The sequence below is a fragment of the Geodermatophilus amargosae genome (assembly GCF_900116515.1).
In the GTDB taxonomy this organism is placed as follows: domain Bacteria; phylum Actinomycetota; class Actinomycetes; order Mycobacteriales; family Geodermatophilaceae; genus Geodermatophilus; species Geodermatophilus amargosae.
In genome coordinates, this window is sequence record NZ_FPBA01000002.1 from 39106 (window position 1) to 55187 (window position 16082).

19 protein-coding genes are annotated in these 16082 nt (G+C 75.5%); 9 read left to right on the forward strand and 10 right to left on the reverse strand.

Annotation, left to right across the window (positions count from 1 at the left end):
• Window positions 1–33: 33 nt before the first annotated feature.
• Window positions 34–1596, reverse strand: coding sequence for a WS/DGAT/MGAT family O-acyltransferase (locus BM414_RS02810; RefSeq protein WP_093577951.1), 1563 nt, complete (start codon window positions 1594–1596; stop codon window positions 34–36).
• Window positions 1597–1752: 156 nt separating this feature from the next.
• Between BM414_RS02810 and BM414_RS02815 the strand changes: the two genes are divergently transcribed.
• Window positions 1753–2544 (forward strand): esterase/lipase family protein, encoded by a 792-nt coding sequence (locus BM414_RS02815; protein WP_093577952.1) that lies wholly within the window; start codon window positions 1753–1755, stop codon window positions 2542–2544.
• A 3-nt stretch (window positions 2545–2547) separates the two neighbouring features.
• Here the strand turns inward: BM414_RS02815 and BM414_RS02820 are convergent, their stop codons facing one another.
• Complete coding sequence (locus BM414_RS02820; RefSeq protein WP_093577953.1) at window positions 2548–2772, reverse strand: biotin/lipoyl-binding carrier protein; 225 nt, start codon at window positions 2770–2772, stop codon at window positions 2548–2550.
• Window positions 2773–2832: 60 nt separating this feature from the next.
• Window positions 2833–3936: a biotin carboxylase N-terminal domain-containing protein gene (locus tag BM414_RS02825; RefSeq protein WP_245784431.1), complete on the reverse strand. Its 1104-nt coding sequence runs from the start codon at window positions 3934–3936 to the stop codon at window positions 2833–2835.
• 111 nt (window positions 3937–4047) lie between these two features.
• Between BM414_RS02825 and BM414_RS31710 the strand changes: the two genes are divergently transcribed.
• Window positions 4048–4122 (forward strand): 50S ribosomal protein bL37, encoded by a 75-nt coding sequence (locus tag BM414_RS31710; protein ID WP_099459150.1) that lies wholly within the window; start codon window positions 4048–4050, stop codon window positions 4120–4122.
• A 93-nt stretch (window positions 4123–4215) separates the two neighbouring features.
• Here BM414_RS31710 and rsrA read toward each other — a convergent pair whose 3' ends face one another.
• Together rsrA and BM414_RS02840 are read right to left on the reverse strand one after the other, a co-directional pair.
• Entirely contained in the window at window positions 4216–4557 is a 342-nt protein-coding gene (rsrA, locus tag BM414_RS02835) for a mycothiol system anti-sigma-R factor (RefSeq protein WP_093577956.1), read from the reverse strand.
• Window positions 4554–5249: a sigma-70 family RNA polymerase sigma factor gene (locus BM414_RS02840; protein ID WP_093577957.1), complete on the reverse strand. Its 696-nt coding sequence runs from the start codon at window positions 5247–5249 to the stop codon at window positions 4554–4556. Before BM414_RS02840 ends, rsrA begins: the two co-directional genes overlap by 4 nt.
• Window positions 5250–5467: 218 nt before the next feature.
• Between BM414_RS02840 and ybaK the strand changes: the two genes are divergently transcribed.
• Window positions 5468–5941 carry a Cys-tRNA(Pro) deacylase gene (gene ybaK, locus BM414_RS02845; protein WP_093577958.1) on the forward strand — a complete coding sequence of 158 codons (474 nt, stop codon included), beginning with the start codon at window positions 5468–5470 and terminating at the stop codon, window positions 5939–5941.
• 151 nt (window positions 5942–6092) lie between these two features.
• Here ybaK and BM414_RS02850 read toward each other — a convergent pair whose 3' ends face one another.
• On the reverse strand, window positions 6093–7574 hold the full coding sequence (locus BM414_RS02850; RefSeq protein ID WP_245784432.1) for a fused MFS/spermidine synthase: 1482 nt from the start codon (window positions 7572–7574) through the stop codon (window positions 6093–6095).
• An 89-nt stretch (window positions 7575–7663) separates the two neighbouring features.
• Window positions 7664–8410 carry an SOS response-associated peptidase gene (locus tag BM414_RS02855; RefSeq protein ID WP_093577959.1) on the reverse strand — a complete coding sequence of 249 codons (747 nt, stop codon included), beginning with the start codon at window positions 8408–8410 and terminating at the stop codon, window positions 7664–7666.
• 147 nt (window positions 8411–8557) lie between these two features.
• Between BM414_RS02855 and BM414_RS02860 the strand changes: the two genes are divergently transcribed.
• From BM414_RS02860 to rsgA, 3 genes are all read left to right on the forward strand, one after another.
• The gene (locus BM414_RS02860; RefSeq protein ID WP_093577960.1) at window positions 8558–10021 is read left to right on the forward strand and encodes an NAD-dependent succinate-semialdehyde dehydrogenase; all 1464 of its coding nucleotides are present in this window, start codon (window positions 8558–8560) and stop codon (window positions 10019–10021) included.
• Window positions 10022–10076: 55 nt separating this feature from the next.
• Window positions 10077–11372 (forward strand): 3-phosphoshikimate 1-carboxyvinyltransferase, encoded by a 1296-nt coding sequence (gene aroA / locus BM414_RS02865; RefSeq protein WP_093577961.1) that lies wholly within the window; start codon window positions 10077–10079, stop codon window positions 11370–11372.
• A gap of 119 nt (window positions 11373–11491) precedes the next feature.
• A complete protein-coding gene (gene rsgA, locus BM414_RS02870; protein ID WP_245784433.1) occupies window positions 11492–12388 on the forward strand; it encodes a ribosome small subunit-dependent GTPase A in 897 nt (298 codons plus the stop codon).
• Window positions 12389–12455: 67 nt separating this feature from the next.
• Here rsgA and BM414_RS02875 read toward each other — a convergent pair whose 3' ends face one another.
• Window positions 12456–13097: a helix-turn-helix domain-containing protein gene (locus BM414_RS02875; protein WP_093577962.1), complete on the reverse strand. Its 642-nt coding sequence runs from the start codon at window positions 13095–13097 to the stop codon at window positions 12456–12458.
• 77 nt (window positions 13098–13174) lie between these two features.
• Between BM414_RS02875 and BM414_RS02880 the strand changes: the two genes are divergently transcribed.
• On the forward strand, window positions 13175–13606 hold the full coding sequence (locus BM414_RS02880; protein WP_093577963.1) for a VOC family protein: 432 nt from the start codon (window positions 13175–13177) through the stop codon (window positions 13604–13606).
• Here the strand turns inward: BM414_RS02880 and BM414_RS02885 are convergent.
• The gene (locus BM414_RS02885; protein WP_175551394.1) at window positions 13603–14388 is read right to left on the reverse strand and encodes a hypothetical protein; all 786 of its coding nucleotides are present in this window, start codon (window positions 14386–14388) and stop codon (window positions 13603–13605) included. The two genes, BM414_RS02880 and BM414_RS02885, sit on opposite strands and share 4 nt — an antisense overlap.
• 92 nt (window positions 14389–14480) lie before the next feature.
• The gene (locus BM414_RS02890; protein WP_093577964.1) at window positions 14481–15023 is read right to left on the reverse strand and encodes a DUF2087 domain-containing protein; all 543 of its coding nucleotides are present in this window, start codon (window positions 15021–15023) and stop codon (window positions 14481–14483) included.
• A 53-nt stretch (window positions 15024–15076) separates the two neighbouring features.
• Here BM414_RS02890 and BM414_RS02895 point away from each other — a divergent pair, with 53 nt between their 5' ends.
• Both BM414_RS02895 and BM414_RS02900 read left to right on the forward strand, forming a co-directional pair.
• Window positions 15077–15253, forward strand: coding sequence for a DUF2795 domain-containing protein (locus BM414_RS02895; protein WP_093577965.1), 177 nt, complete (start codon window positions 15077–15079; stop codon window positions 15251–15253).
• Between the two features lie 22 nt (window positions 15254–15275).
• A complete protein-coding gene (locus BM414_RS02900) occupies window positions 15276–16082 on the forward strand; it encodes an inositol monophosphatase family protein (RefSeq protein WP_093577966.1) in 807 nt (268 codons plus the stop codon).

Sequence of the window (16082 nt, forward strand, 5' to 3'; positions counted from 1 at the left end):
ACCTCTGAGCCCTGGACCTCTGAGCCGGGAGGGTCAGCCCCGGGTGCGCGCCCGGCCGCCGGCCGACCTCGCCTGACGGGGCTTCGCTGGCGCGGCCGGCTCCGATCCCGGCACCGCGACGCCCGCCGCGGCGGCGAGCGCGTCCATCTCGTCGAGGATGTCGGCGAGCAGCACGTCGACGTCGGGCAGCAGCTCGGCGCAGGAGACCAGCCCCCAGTCCAGGCGGTCGAGGTAGCTCTGCACCGTGATGTTGAGGCCCTGCCCCTCCACGATCGTCGAGACCGGGAAGTAGTGCTCGAGCCGCGCCCCAGCGGCGTACAGCGGCGCGCGCGGGCCTGGCACGTTGGAGATCACGAGGTTGCCCGGCGACAGTCGGGAGCCCAGCCGCAGGCGGGCGCTCAGGCGCATCGCCCGCGCGAAGACCGCCGGCGGCGGGAACTCGGCGAAGTCGGTCAGCCGGTCGGCGGGCAGCGCCGAGAAGAGCTCCTTGCTGCTGGCCATCGACTCGTGGACGCGCCGCAGGCGGCGGACGGGATCGGGCTCGTCGGTGGGCAGGACGGCCGACAGCATCGACACCCGGTTGGTCCAGCGGTCGGTCTCCTCCCCGGTCCGCACCGAGACGGGCACCAGCGCCACCAGCGGGTCCGTGGGCAGCGCGCCGCGGCGGTCGAGCCAGGTGCGCAGGCCACCGGCGCACGCGGCCATGACGACGTCGTTGACGGTGACGCCGAGCGCCGACTTCACCTGCTTGACCACGTCCAGCGACGTGGACCGGATGGCCAGCTTGCGGTGCGGCGTGATCGGCCCGTTGAACGGGGTCCGCGGCGGCCGGACGCTGGGCATCGCGGACGGCTGGTCGGGCTCCTCGGGCCGCTGCCGGCCGAGGTTGAGCACGGTACCGAGCGGCCCGCGCAGGCTCCGGCGGACGTCGTTCGCGGCCCGGACGAGCACGGGGTTGCGCGTCGCCCGGCCGACCTCGCGGGCCGACCAGGCGGCGAGCAGCAGCCCGCGCGCGGGCTTGCGGGCCAGGCCGAGCGCGCCCCGGGCGAGCATCTCCAGGTCACCGGGAGGCCGTTCGGGCGTCCACCCGTCGGTCTCGGGCGGCACGGGAGCCCCCTCGGGACGGTCGTCGAGCATCAGCGTCATCAGCTCGACGCCGGAGGCGCCGTCGATCGTGGCGTGGTGGACGATCGTCAGGACGGCGAAGCGGCGGTCGGCCAGGCCCTCGATGACGTAGGAGAGCCACAGCGGCCTGCGGCGGTCCAGGGGCCGGGAGACCAGCCGCCCGGCCAGCACCGCGAGCTGGTCGTCGGTGCCGGGCGGCGGGACGGCCGTGTGGCGGACGTGGAAGTCGAGGTCGAAGTCGGGGTCGGCGATCCAGTACGGGTGGTCGAGGCCCAGGGGCACCTCGGCGAGGCGGCGGCGCAGCGGCTCGAGCAGGTGCAGCCGCCGCTGCAGCTGCCCCTTCCAGGCGTCGTAGGGGCGGTAGTCGGGCGAGTCCGGGCGGGTGTAGATCGACAGGCTCGAGACGTGGCCGAACTGCGCGGAGGTCTCGAGGTGGAGGAACGTCGCGTCCAGTCCTGACAACTGCTTCATCGCCCTGCCCTCCTGAGCCGGCACGCGGGTCGCCGTGCGCTCCCGTGGTGTGAGGCAGTGTGTCAGGGGCCACACTGCTCCGCAGGGCCCGGTGCCCGGGCATCCCCGGCGGGTGCTTGACCGGCCCGGAGGACGGACGCAGAAGAGGACGGGGACATGACCAGCACGACGTCGGCACACCGGGCACGGGACGAGGGAGACCCGCCGTGGGTCGGCGCGTCCCCGGTCGCCGCGGCGCTGGCCGCGCAGCGGCCGTGGCGCGAGGCGGCCGCCCTGCTCCGCTCCCCCGTGTGGCGCGGGCGGGGCGTGCCGGACGGCGGCGGCCTGCCGGTCCTGCTCGTGCCCGGCTTCCTGGCCGGTGACCCGTCGCTGGCGGTGATGGAGCGCTGGCTGCGCGCCCGGGGCTACCGGACCTGCACGTCGCAGATCCGCGTCAACGTCGACTGCACCCGCAAGGCGGTCGAGCGCCTCGAGCGCCGCCTGGTCGAGTTCACCGACCGGACGGGACGGCCCGCGGCTGTCGTCGGGCAGAGCCGCGGCGGGCTGTTCGCCAAGATCGTGGCCATGCGCCGGCCCGACCGGGTCAGCGGCATCGTCACGCTGGGCAGTCCCAACGTCGACCACATGGCCATCAACCCGCTCGTCGCCGCGCAGGTGCGGCTGGTCGCCGCGCTGGGGAGCGTCGGCGTCCCCGGCGTGTTCGTCGACGACTGCCTGCAGGGACGCTGCGCCGGGGAGCTGGCCGCGGAGCTGGACCGGCCGTTCCCCGCCCACGTCCCGTACGTCTCGGTGCACTCGCGCAGCGACTGGGTGGTCGACTGGCGTGCCTGCCTCGACCCGGCCGCCGACAACGTGGAGATCGACTCCAGCCACGTCGGCATGAGCGTCCACCCGGAGGTCTACCGGCTGCTGGGCAAACGGCTGCCCGCCCTGGCGGGGGTCCGCTGAGGATCAGCCGCCGACGACGGTGGCGATCAGGTCGCCCTCCTGCAGCACCTCGCCCTCGACGACGTGCAGCTCCTGCACGACGCCGGCGCGCTCGGTGAGGACGGGGATCTCCATCTTCATCGACTCGAGGATCACCAGGGTGTCCCCGGCGGTGACCTCGCTGCCCGGGGCGACCAGCACCTTCCAGACGCTGGAGACCATCTCGGCGTGGATCTCCTCGACCGCCACGCGGCACCTCCTCGCTGACCAGGACCCATCCAAGCACGCGGCGCGGTCGCCGGGCCGCGGCTAGCTGCCCGGTGCCGGATCTCCCTCGGCCAGCTGCTGCAGGACCGCGCAGACCTCGTCGCCGTCGTGCGGCACTCCGGTGTCGGGGAGCCCGGCGAGTGCCGAGGCGGCCGCCCGGGCCGCGGTGGCCGTGTCGGCCGCACCGGCGCTGACGGTGGCCAGCAGGGCGTCGTACCAGCCGTCGAGCCGGTCACCGGGGTCGTAGCCGCTGACCGCGACCACCTCGGTCTGCCCGGTCGCGCCGCGCAGCAGGCCGGCGGACGGCAGGGCACCGGTCACCCGGCCGGCCCTCCCGGGAGGCAGCGTCGCGCGCAACTGCACGGCGACGGCGGCCCGCGGCGGGTGCTCGTCGACGGTGCGGCGGCGCGCGGCCCGCCGGCCGGCCGCCGCGGCCAGCGCGACGTCCACCGCGTCCACCCGGTGCGCCCGCTCGAGCACGGCCATGTCGAGGGAGAAGCCGGCCGCGACCTCCCCCAGCTCGCCGTCCTCCGAGACCCCGACGGTGACCAGCCCACGCCAGCCGACCTCGGCCAGTCGCTTGGCGCCCGGCGGCACGTCGCCGACCGGGTCGGGCGTCCAGGACACCCGGGCGATGCCGGCCGCACGGTCGCGGGCGACCGCCGTCGGGAAGAGCAGGCCGTCCTCGGTGACGACGGCGAGCAGCCCGTGTTCGCTGGCCGGCTCCACGCCGTCGCCGCCGAGCCGCTCGAGCACCTCGGCCGGCGGGCCGACCCAGGTCAGCCCCGCGGCGGCCACCTCGCCGGCCAGCGCGGCGTTGCCGGCCAGCGCCGGCGGTACCGGCAGGACGGCGCGCGCACCGCTGCGGCGCGCGGCCTCCACGATCCGGTCGACGGCGAGGTAGGACTCGGCGGCCGACGCCGGCCCGAGCAGCACGGCGTCGTCGGCGAGCCGCACGTGCCGCGCCGAGCGCTCGGCCTCGGAGTATACGGCCACCGATTTCACGTCGAGGCGGGAGCAGGCCGCGATCACCGCGCACGCCGCGGGCCCCCGCCCCGCCACGAGCACGCTCTCGATCCCGTGCTGGGCCACGCTCCCCGGCCTCCCGTCCCCGTGCCGGACCCCGCGGGCCCGGTCTCCCTGCATGGTGCCCCCCCGGGCCGGCACCCACGCCACCGGCCGGGGAGCGACCACCCCCTGTGGGACGCTGGGTACGACCTCGAGCACTCCGGACCCGACGACGAGAGGAGGGCAGCGATGTCCAAGCGCGGACGCAAGCGGCGCTCCCGCAAGGGGAGCAAGGCCAACCACGGCAAGCGCCCCAACGCCTGAACGACGCGACGCCCCGCCCCGGGAGACCGGGGCGGGGCGTCGTCGTGTGTGGTGTCCCGTGCTACTGAGGGACCGTGCTACTGAGGGGCCGTGCTACTGAGGGGCCTGGGCCTCGTCGGACCACTGGGTGGTGACCACCTCGGTGCTGACCTGCTCGACGCTGACGTGGGTGCCGTCCTCGTCGAAGGAGACGGTGGTCAGCTGCATCTTGATCCGGTCGCGCAGGCCCATCGGCGTGGGGTCCCCGCCGCAGCGGCGGCGGACCAGCGCCTTGAACTCCTGCTCGATGCCGAACTGCCGCAGACACGGGGAACAGTCCTCGAGGTGCTCGGCGATGACCGCGCGGCGGGCGTCGTCGGTCTCGTGGTCGAGGAACTCGAAGACGTGCGACAGGACGTCGTCGCACGAGGAGGCGTGCTCGTGGTCGGCGCTCACGACCGCCCCTCCTCCCCGGCTCCGGCGCGGACGAAGCCGCGCTCACGGGCGTAGTCGGCCAGCAGCTTCTGCAGGCCCCGCCGGCCGCGGTGCAGCCGGGACATCACCGTGCCGATGGGCGTGCCCATGATCTCGGCGATCTCCTTGTAGGCGAAACCCTCGACGTCGGCGAGGTACACCGCCAGCCGGAAGTCCTCGGGCAGCTGCTGCAGGGCCTCCTTGATGTCGGAGTCCGGCAGGTGGTCCAGCGCCTCGATCTCGGCCGAGCGCAGGCCGCTGGAGCTGTGCTCCTCGGCGGCGTACAGCTGCCAGTCCTGCACCTGGTCGGTGGGGTACTGCTGCGGCTGCCGCTGCTTCTTGCGGTAGCTGTTGATGTAGGTGTTCGTCAGGATCCGGTACAGCCAGGCCTTGAGGTTGGTCCCCTCGGCGAACTGGTGGAACGCGGAGTAGGCCTTGACGAAGGTCTCCTGGACCAGGTCCTCGGCGTCGGCGGGGTTGCGGGTCATCCGCAGCGCGGCCGGGTAGAGCTGGTCGAGGTAGGGCAACGCGTCGCGCTCGAACCGGGCATCGCGGGCGGCGCGGGTCTCGGCGACCTCGGTCCGACTGCCGCCCTCGCGGGCCTCGGGCACCTCCACCGGCGCACCGACGACCGGCTCGACAGCGGGGTTCCCGCCTGCGGACTCCTCAGGCACCAGCCGTCCTCTCTGCGGCGCCCGGGAGCGGGCGACCACATCGGACGATCCTAGTCGCGCGGCGTCGGGCCGGCCCGGGGGCCGCCGGCGTGGGGCCCGTACGCGGGCGTTCGAGACGGTGCTGCTCACGGCCCGTACAACCGCGGCCCCGGCGGAGGTCATTCCCGGGCGGGGAACTCGGCGACGGCGCCCGGGAGCCGCCGATACAGTGCCCGGCCGTGGCGGCGACCCCCGCGGTGCGGGCCCTGGAGAAGGCGCGGGTGGCACACACGCTGCACCCCTACGACCCCGAGCACCCCGGCGACCAGGGCCACGGGGAGGCGGCGGTGGCCGCGCTCGGCGCCGACCCGCGCCAGGTGTTCAAGACGCTGGTCACCCGCGTCGACGGGGCGCTGACCGTCGCCGTCGTCCCGGTCAGCGGCACCCTGGACCTCAAGGCCCTGGCCGCCGCCGCCGGCGGGCGGAAGGCGGCGATGGCCGACCCCGCCGACGCCGAGCGGACGACCGGCTACGTCGTCGGCGGGATCAGCCCGCTGGGCCAGCGCAAGGCGCTGCCGACGGTGGTCGACGAGTCGGCGCTGGGCTTCGCGACGGTGATGGTCAGCGCCGGCCGGCGCGGGCTGCAGGTGGAGCTGCCGCCGGCCGACCTGGTGCGCCTGACCCGCGCCCGCACCGCCCCGATCGGGCGGTGAGCGCCCGTGGGTGCGCCGACGATCACGGGACGCGGTTGACGACACGCCGCGGTTGATCCGCGCGTCGCCACCGCAGCTCCATGATCACCACGACGGCACCAGCGAGGCGGCCGCGTGCAGGGGCGGTGAGGGCGGACGCCGGGTCGAGGGCTCAGGAGCCCGGGGCGCCATAGGGCGTGAGCAGCTGGTCGACCGGCGCGGCGTCGTCGGTGAGGACCTGCGCGTCCCCGGCGAAGGCAGCGACCTCCTCGTCGGAGGCGACCTGCCAGGTGGAGTCCTGCGCGAGCAGCGCGTCGGCGAGCAGCGCCCCGTCCAGCGGCCGGGACGACGCGACGGCCACCAGGTTGCCGCCGTCCTCCCCCGCCAGCACCGGGGCGCGCGCGAGCAGCAGCACGTGCGGCCAGACCTCGCGCATCGTGGCCAGCTCCGCGCGGACGAAGGCCAGCGGCGGGTGGTCGATGAGGTTGGCGACGTACACGCCGTCGTCGGTGAGCGCGCGGTCGACCAGCCGCAGCGCCTCCACGGTGGCCAGCTGCCAGGGCACCGACAGCCCGCCGAAGGCGTCGCCGACGACGAGGTCGCGGGTGCCGGCGGGCTCGGCGGCCAACCCGACCCGCGCGTCGCCGACCCGCACCTGCAGGTCCTCCGACGTCTCCAGGCCCAGCTGCTCGCGGTCGATGGCGACCACGCCGGGGTCGACCTCCAGCACCAGACTCCCCGTGCCGGGACGCACCTCCGCGAGGTAGCGCGGGACGGTCGCACCGCCGCCGCCCAGGTGCAGCGCCGACAGCGGCTGCCCGGGGGGCGCGAGGACGTCGGTGACCGCGGCGATCGCCCGGACGTACTCGAACTCGAGGTACGTGGGGTCGGCGAGGTCGACGTAGCTGTGCCGCAGGGTGTCGAGCACCAGCACCCGGCCGGTGTCCCGCTCGGGATCGGCCACGACACGGGCGCAGTGGTAGGCCGTCTCCTCCTCGCACGGCGTCGGCGCGACCGCGGCCAGCAGCGACCCCGCGACGGCGAGCAGCAGCAGCGCGGCGGGGACCCGGCCCGCGCCGCCCGGCGACCGGCGGCGCAGCAGCACCCACACCGCCGCGCCGGCGACGGCGGTGACCAGCCCGGTGCCGACGAGGATGCCGCTGCTCGGGAAGACCGCGATGAGCAGGAACCCGGTGACGAAGGTGGCCGCGATGCCGCCGAGCGTCCCGATACCGGACAGCTTCCCGACCACCGAGCCGGTGTCGGCCAGGCTGGCCAGCTGCAGCTTGACCACCATCGGCGGCACCGCCGACAGCAGCGTCGCCGGCACCACGATCGCGACGGCGGCCAGCAGCAGCACGCCGCCGGCGTCGGCGCCGGTGAGGAACGAGCCGGCGAAGCGCACCAGCGGCAGGACGGCGACCACCAGCGCGCCGCCGGCGACCAGCAGCGGCGCGATCAGCGCGCTCGGGTCGCGGCGGTCGGCCGCCGCTCCCCCGGACCACGCCCCGATCGCGATCGCGGCCAGGGCGAACCCGATGACGGCGGTGTTGGTCTGCAGCGTGACGCCGACGTAGGGGGCGATGAGCCGCAGCCCGACGATCTCGAGCACCAGCACGGCGCCGGAGGCCAGGAAGGTGACACCGGCGGCCACCCACCCGGGCAGCGCGGCACCGGGGGGTGGCGCGGCGGGCGGGTCGGTCGGCTCGACGGCGGACGCGCGCTCGCTCAGGGGACGGCTCCTCAGAAGAGCGCGGGCTGGTCGGCCGGGGCGCTCGTGCCCTCGACGCGGGCCACCAGCTCGGCGCCGTTGTTGCGGACGTTGTTGACCGCGGTGGCGACCGGGCGCAGCTCGAGGCCCTCGACCACCGCCGGCGGGGTGGGCTCGGTCAGCGCCTCGACGTCGTCCCGGGCCGGGTCGAGCCAGTCGGCCCAGCGCTCGGGCGGCAGGACCAGCGGCATGCGGTCGTGGATCTCGGTGAGCGCCCCGACGGCGGGCGCGGTGACCACGGTGCAGGTGTAGAGCCGGTCCTCGCCCTTGCCCCACACCTCGTAGAGGCCGGCCATGGCGAGCACCGACCCGTCGGCCGGCGTGATGAAGAAGGGCTGCTTGCCCGGGGAGTCGAGCTTCTTCTGCCACTCGTACCAGCCGTCGGCCGGCACCAGGCAGCGGCGAGAGCGGGCGGCCGACCGGAAGGCCGGCTTCTCGGTGAGCGACTCGACCCGGGCGTTGAGCAGCCGGTTGCCCATCGACACGTCCTTGGCCCACGAGGGCACCAGGCCCCAGCGGACGGACCTCAGCTCGCGGTGCCCGGCGCCGGTGGGGCGGCCCTCGGGGTCGCGCTCCCGCTTCACCCGGACGATGTGGACGTCCTTGGTCGGCGCGACGTTGTAGTCGGCCGGCAGCGGCTGCTGCCCCTCGGCGGGGACCGCCTCCAACTCGACGACGAGGTCCTCGGGACGGCGGCTGGCGGCGTAGCGACCGCACATGGCTGGTCCTCCCGGCTGCTGTCGGGCCGGCCCCGGACGGGCCCGCGGGACCGACTCTAGGCGGGACCGGGGACAGTGCGAGTGCCCTGCTGGGCGCCGGGTACGCCCGGAGTGGATGCAGGAGCGAGCAGAGACGAGGATCACCACGTGACCGCGACCCAGAACCCCCCGCACGAGCAGCCGAAGACCGCGAGCGAGTCCGCCGAGCGGCGCTACGCGACGGTCAACCCCTTCACCGGGGAGACCGAGAAGGAGTTCGACTTCACCCCGACCGAGGCGATCGACGGCATCGTCGAGCGCGCCCACGCCGCCTACCAGGAGTGGCGTCAGCGTCCGGTCGAGGAGCGCGCGGCCGTCGTCCGGCGGGCCGCCGAGCTCATGGACGAGCGCCGCGACGACCTCGCCAGGCTCATCACCACCGAGATGGGCAAGCGGCAGGAGGAGGCCACGGGCGAGCTCTACCTCTGCTCGATGATCCTCAAGTACTACGCCGACAACGGCCCCGGCTTCCTCGAGCCCACGTCCGTGCAGCCGCTGATGGGCAAGGGCGAGGCGGTCATCGAGACCCAGCCGATCGGCGTCCTGCTGGCCATCGAGCCGTGGAACTACCCCTTCTACCAGGTGGTCCGCGTGGCCGGCCCCAACCTGGTGCTGGGCAACACCGTCATCCTCAAGCACGCCGAGATCACCCCGCAGTGCGCGGTGGCCGTCGAGCAGCTCTTCACCGACGCCGGCGCCCCCGAGGGCGTCTTCACCAACACCTTCCTGCGCATCGACGACGTCGAGCAGGTCATCGCCGACCCCCGCATCCAGGGCGTGACGCTGACCGGCAGCGAGCGCGCCGGCAGCGCCGTCGCTGCCCTGGCCGGCAAGTACCTCAAGAAGTCGGTGCTCGAGCTCGGCGGCAGCGACCCGTTCATCGTGCTCGACGCCGAGGACCTCGGCGCCACGGTGAAGGCCGCGACCATGGGCCGGATGCAGAACACCGGCCAGGCCTGCACCGCCTCCAAGCGGCTGATCGTCACCGAGGAGCTCTACGAGCCCTTCGTCGAGGGCCTGAAGCAGGCGTTCTCGACCTTCTCCCCCGGCGACCCGTCCGACCCGTCGACGTCGCTGGCGCCGCTGTCGAGCGAGCGCGCCGCGCAGGACCTGCACGCGCAGATCCAGGACGCGATCGACAAGGGCGCCACCGTCGTCGCCGGCGGTAAGCGCCCCGACCAGCCGGGTGCGTTCGTCGAGGCCACCATCCTCACCGACGTCACCCCGGAGATGCGGGCCTACCGCGAGGAGCTGTTCGGGCCCGCGGCCGTCGTCTACAAGGTGAAGGACGCCGACGAGGCGGTCGCGCTGGCCAACGACAGCGACTTCGGCCTCGGCGCCACCGTCATGAGCAGCGACCTCGACCGCGCCCGGTCGGTGGCCGACCGGCTCGAGGCCGGCATGGTGTGGATCAACCAGCCCACCGGGTCCTCCCCCGAGCTGCCCTTCGGCGGCGTGAAGCGGTCCGGTTACGGCCGCGAGCTCTCCGAGCTGGCCATGTTCGAGTTCGCCAACCGGCGGCTGGTCCGCACGGTGCCGGTGAAGAAGGCCGACCGGCCGATCGGCGGCTGAGCGTGCGGGCGGTGCGGCTGTCCGCCGGGCAGGGCGCCACGGGCAGGATGGACCCGTGAGCCAGGTCTGGACGACGCCGCACCGCCCGACGCCCGTCGCGGCGCACGTCCCGCTGCCCGGCTCCAAGTCGATCACCGCGCGGGCGCTGGTCCTCGCGGCGCTGGCCGACGGGCCGAGCCGGGTCGTACGGCCGTTGCGCGCCCGCGACACCGACCTGATGGCCGCCTGCCTGCGCGCGCTGGGCGTCGGCATCGCCGACGACGGCGGCGACTGGCTGGTCACGCCCGGGCAGCTGCGCGGGCCGGCCGAGGTCGACGCCGGGCTCGCGGGGACCGTGCTGCGCTTCCTCCCGCCGGTGGCCGCGCTGGCCGACGGCCCGGTCCGGCTCGACGGCGACCCGCGGCTGCGCGAGCGCCCCAACGCCGGGCTCATCGCGGCCCTGCGCGACCTGGGCGTGCAGGTCGACGACGACGGCCGCGGCCGGGCGCCGTTCACCGTCCACGGCACCGGCGCGGTGCGCGGCGGAGCGGTGACGGTCGACGCGAGCGAGTCCTCGCAGATCGTCTCGGGCCTGCTGCTGGCCGCCGCCCGGTTCGCCGACGGCCTCGACCTGGCGCTGACCGGCGGGGTGCCGTCGATGCCGCACGTCGAGATGACCGTCGTCGCGCTGCGCGAGCACGGCGTCGAGGTGGCCGCCACCGACCGCGGGTGGCGGGTCGCCCCCGGGCCGGTCGCCGCGCTGGACCGGGTCGTCGAGCCCGACCTGTCCAACGCCGCCCCGTTCCTCGCCGCGGCGCTGATCACCGGCGGCCGGGTCACCGTGCCCGACTGGCCCGCCGTGACCACCCAGCCCGGCGCGCAGCTCGACCGCCTGCTGGCCGCCATGGGTGGGGAGGTCGAGCGGACGCCCAACGGCCTGCAGGTCACCGGCACCCGCCGGATCTCCCCGCTGGTCGCCGACCTCGGCGACGTCGGGGAGCTGACGCCGGTGCTCGCCGCGCTGTGCGCGCTGGCCGACGGTCCCTCGCGGCTCACCGGCATCGGGCACCTGCGCGGCCACGAGACCGACCGGCTGCAGGCCCTCGACGAGGTGCTCACCGCGGTCGGCGCGCGGGTGCGGCAGCTGCCCGACGGGCTGGAGGTCGAGCCGGGCCCGCTGCGGCCGGCGCTGCTGGACTCCTACGACGACCACCGCATGGTCATGGCCGCCGCCGTCCTCGGCCTGGCCGTCGACGGCGTCCGGGTGGCCGGACCCGAGGCGGTCACCAAGACGCTGCCGGACTTCCGCGAGCGCTGGGCCGGGATGCTCGGGATCGCCGTGTCCGGAGTGACCGCGGGGGTGGGCTCCTGAGCCCGCGGCGGCTGGACAGCCGCTCCGACGAGGACGACGTCCGGACCCGGCCGGGCCGGCACGGTTCCCGCCCACGCACCCGGACCCGCCCGGCGCACGGCGACGCCGTCCCGGGACTGGTGGTCGCCGTCGACCGCGGCCGGATGACGGTGCGGGTCGAGGGTCCCGACGGCGCCCCGGTCGAGGTGACCGCGATGCGTGCCCGCGAGCTCGGGCGGCACGGCGTCGTCGTCGGGGACCGGGTGCGGCTAGTCGGCGACACCACCGGCCGCCCGGACACGCTGGCCCGGATCGTGTTCATCGAGGAGCGGGTGACGTCGCTGCGGCGCACCGCCGACGACACCGACCCGACCGAGCGGGTGGTCGTCGCCAACGCCGAGCAGCTCGTCGTCGTCACCTCGGTGGCCGACCCCGACCCGGCGCTGGGGTTCCTCGACCGGTGCCTGGTGGCCGCCTACGCCGGCGGGCTGGAGCCGTTGTTCTGCCTGACCAAGACCGACCTGGCCAGCCCGCAGCCGCTGCTGGACCGCTACGCCGGGCTGGACGTCGGCGCGGTGCCGGTGTCCCGGGACACGCCGCTGGACCCGCTGCTCGAGCTGCTGACCGACCGCACCAGCGTGTTCGTCGGCCAGTCGGGCGTCGGCAAGTCGACGCTGGTCAACCGGCTGGTACCCGACGCCGACCGGGCCATCGGCGACGTCAGCAAGGTGGGCAAGGGGCGGCACACGTCGTCGTCGGCGGTGCTGTTCGACCTGCCCGGCGGCGGGACGATCGTCGACACCCCCGGCATCCGCTCCCTCGGGCTGGCGCACGTCACCGCCGACGACGTCGTCGGGGCGTTCGAGGACCTCGCCGAGGCAGCTGCCGACTGCCCGCCCGGGTGCGGGCACTCCGCCGAGGACCCCGACTGCGCGCTCGACGCCTGGGCCGCCGGCGGACCGCCCGGCCGCGCCGAGCGGCTGGCCAGCGTGCGGCGGCTGCTCGACGCCGTCGGCCAGGTCGGCCCCGGCTACTGAGCGGGCGGCCGATCCGTACAAGACGCCGCGCCTCCGGCCCGGACAGGGTGGAGGCGTGCGGGCGGCGTCAGGAGCGGAGCAGCCGGCGGGGTGGCAGCCCGGCGAAGCGGGTCACCTCGCGGGTGAGGTGCGCCTGGTCGGTGTAGCCGGCGTCCACGGCCACCCGGGCCAGCGGCGTGCCGCGGCGGGCCAGGTCGAGCGCCCGCTGGACCCGGCGGATGCGGGCCAGGGTCTGGGGCGCGTGGCCGAACGCCCGCAGGGCCACCCGGTGCAGGGTGCGCAGCGGGAGGCCGAGCCCGGTCGCGACGGCGGCCACCGGCATCCCGGCCGCGAGCCGGCGGTCGACGGCGGCGGCCAGGCGCAGCGCGGCGAGGTCGGGGTCGGCGCGCCGCCACAACCCGACGAGGACGCGCTCGAGCAGCTCACCGACGTCGGCGGGCGGACGGCCGGGGTCGGCGGCGCGGTGCCCGACCAGGCCGGCGAGCTCGGGACGGGTGTCGACGAGCTCGGAGGCCGGCACGCCCAGCACCTCGGCGACCGCGCCGGGCGGCAGCCGCAGCCCGGCCACCTCCTCCCCCGGCTCGGCGTCGACGAGCACGGCCCGGGTGTCCGGACCGGCCACCACCAGCCGCTCGCGCCACCAGAGCAGGTCGACCGCACCGTCGGGCAGCACCCGGTGGCCCGGGCCGGCCGTGACCCGCCAGAGCACCGCACCGGCGCGCGCCGCGCTCCTCCCGGTGCCCGCCCACGTCCCCGAGTCTGCCCCGACGAACCCCTGGAGACCCCGTGGAACAGCAGGTCCACTTCCTCACCCTGTCCACCGCCGACCTCGACGCCGCCCGGCGGTTCTACGTCGACGGCCTCGACTGGACGCCGCTGCTCGACGTGCCCGGCGAGATCGTCTTCTTCCAGGTGGCGCCCGGGACGGTGCTGGCGTTCTTCGAGGCGGCGCAGTTCGCGCAGGACCTCGGCACCGGCCCGGCGCGGCCGGCGGTGTCGGGCGTGACGCTGGCGCACAACGTCGCCGACCGCGACGCGGTCACCGCACTGACCGACCGCATGGCGGCCGCCGGCGGCACGGTGCTGACCGCGCCGGAGGAGGGCGCCTTCGGCGGCGTGTTCCACGCCCTCGTGCGCGACCCGAACGGCGTCGTCTGGGAGATCGGGCACAACCCCGGCTGGTCGGTCGACGCCGACGGGACCGTCCGGCTGTCCTAGTCCCGGCCCCTCCGGCGCCGCCGGCGCTCCAGGTACTCCTCGGGTGTGCGCGACCCGCCGGAGACCGCACCCTGACGCCGAGGGCGCGGGAAGAGGTCGTCGGCCATCGGCTCGTCGACGGCCTCGATGCGCAGGTCGTGGGTGTCCCCGGCGAAGGTGCCGTCGAGCGCCTCGGCCCACACGCACACGCCGGTACGCACGTCGAGCCGGACGAACGACGCGCTGGGGTACTCCCGCCCCTCGGGGACGCTGCCCCACTCGAGCTCGTCGACCCGGCGGCTGCGCAGCAGCGGGCAGCACCCGCAGCGCGGCTCGTAGGCCCCGGTCGGCACGACGAGCGCCTCCCAGGCCGCCCGGCCGGCGTGCTCGACCTCCCGGACGCCCTCGATGACCAGCGGGGCGCCGTCGTCGAGGCCGTCGGCCAGCTCGGCGGGGTCGAGCTCCGCGACCCAGCGGTAGTCCTGCCACATCGGGTCGTCAGCCTGCAGCCCGTCGGGCCGGACGGCGACGAGCCCGTCGGGCCGCAGCACCGGCCCGGTCACCGGCGGGGGCGGGTCCCAGGGACCACTGCCGAGGACGCCGCTCACGGACGACCGCTCACGGATGACCTCGAGCAGGTGCCCGTCGGCGTCCTCGACCCGCAGCAGGTCGGGCCGCCACAGCCACGCGCGGACCGGCCCGGACCACGTGCTCCCGTGCCGCCGGCGCTCGGTGAAGCGCAACGTCGTCCAGCGCCACGGCGAGGACCGGGCGAGCGCGCGGAAGTCGTCGGCGTCGGGCACGTGCGCAGTGTGGGCCGCGGCCGGGCACCTGTCTCGCGAGTAGTCGTGCTCTGCCCACACGGGTGGGCAGAGCACGAGCGTCGGCCGGAGGACTACGGGTCGACGTCGACCCAGCCGCCGGAGCGCCAGTACAGCCCGGCCTCGCGGGAGAGCAGCCCCTCGTCGACCAGGTAGCGGCGCAGCGCCGCGGTGTCGGGGTGCCAGACGGCGAGCAGGGCGTTGACCTCGCGCTCGGGATAGCGCACGCCGACCTCGAACACCCGCACCACGTGCTCGAGCACCACCCGCCGCTTGCTCTGCTGCGCCGGGATGGTGGTCAGTCGGCCGTCGCGGATGAACGCGGCGAGGACCGCGGACTCGGCGGGGTCGTCCGAGAGCGGCTCCGGCGGCGGCGCGGAGGCGGCCGCGGCGCGGGCGGCGGCGCCGAAGCGGTCGGTCAGCAGCTCGAGCACGTGTCCGTCCCGGCGCACCAGCCCGGCGCGGCCGAGGCGGCGGGCGGCCAGGGCCACGTCCTTGAGCGCCAGGCCCGAGGCGCCGGCGACCTCCTCGATCGTCCCCGCACCCAGGGCCAGGGCCGCCACCACCTTCAGCCGGGTGGGGTCGGCCAGCAACCCCACGATCGTCGCCGCCTCCACGGGAGCGACGGTATCCGCGCATCGGAGCACGTGGGCGGGGGTAGCGGGACCTCATGGTGAGCCCGATCGACATCCAGAAGGCCCTCAAGGGCATGGAGTACCCGGCGACGAAGGAGAAGATCCTCGAGCACGCCAAGGGCGGCGACGAGGACGTCGTCACCGCGCTGCAGAAGATCGACGACCGGGAGTACGAGGGGCCCAGCGGCGTGAGTGCCGCGGTCTTCGACTGACGCCCGGCTAGGTTCGGTGCCCATGACACCGGGCCGGGACTTCACGGGGGACATGCACCTCGCGCACGTGCTCGCCGACCAGGCGGACTCCATCAGCATGGAGCGCTTCCGGGCCCTCGACCTGGAGGTCGAGACCAAGCCGGACCTCACGCCGGTCACCGACGCCGACCGCGCCGTCGAGGAGCAGTTGCGGATCACCCTCTCCCGGGCCCGCACGCGCGACGCCGTGCTGGGCGAGGAGTTCGGGGTGACCGGCCACGGGCCGCGCCGCTGGGTGCTCGACCCGATCGACGGGACGAAGAACTTCGTCCGCGGCGTGCCGGTGTGGGCGACCCTCATCGCGCTGTTCGACGGCGACGAGGCGGTCGTCGGCCTGGTCTCGGCGCCGGCGCTGAACCGGCGCTGGTGGGCGGCGAAGGACGTCGGCGCCTGGACCGGCCGGCGGCTGGAGTCGGCCAGCCGCTGCCGCGTCTCCGGCGTCACCGACCTGGGCGACGCGAGCCTGTCCTACTCGAGTCTGTCGGGCTGGGAGGAGCGCGGCCTGCTCGACGGTTTCCTCGACCTGACCCGGTCGGTGTGGCGCACCCGCGCCTACGGCGACTTCTGGAGCTACGTGCTCCTCGCCGAGGGAGCGGTCGACGTCGCCTGCGAGCCCGAGGTGTCGCTGTGGGACCTGGCCGCCCTCGACGTCATCGTGCGCGAGGCCGGCGGGCGCTTCACCGACCTGACCGGCGCCGCCGGCCCGGCCGGTGGGAGCGCGCTGGCCACCAACGGCGCGCTGCACGACGCGGCACTGAGCCACCTCCGGCTCCCCGACCCCGCGGTGTAG

Excerpts from the sequence above, each read along its gene's own strand:
- BM414_RS02810 (WP_093577951.1), bottom strand. The coding sequence starts at position 1,596 with ATGAAGCAGTTGTCAGGACTGGACGCGACGTTCCTCCACCTCGAGACC.
- BM414_RS02855 (WP_093577959.1), bottom strand. The coding sequence starts at position 8,410 with ATGTGCGGTCGCTACGCCGCCAGCCGCCGTCCCGAGGACCTCGTCGTC.
- BM414_RS02825 (WP_245784431.1), bottom strand. The coding sequence starts at position 3,936 with ATGCAGGGAGACCGGGCCCGCGGGGTCCGGCACGGGGACGGGAGGCCG.
- BM414_RS02900 (WP_093577966.1), top strand. The coding sequence starts at position 15,276 with ATGACACCGGGCCGGGACTTCACGGGGGACATGCACCTCGCGCACGTG.
- BM414_RS02895 (WP_093577965.1), top strand. The coding sequence starts at position 15,077 with ATGGTGAGCCCGATCGACATCCAGAAGGCCCTCAAGGGCATGGAGTAC.
- BM414_RS02815 (WP_093577952.1), top strand. The coding sequence starts at position 1,753 with ATGACCAGCACGACGTCGGCACACCGGGCACGGGACGAGGGAGACCCG.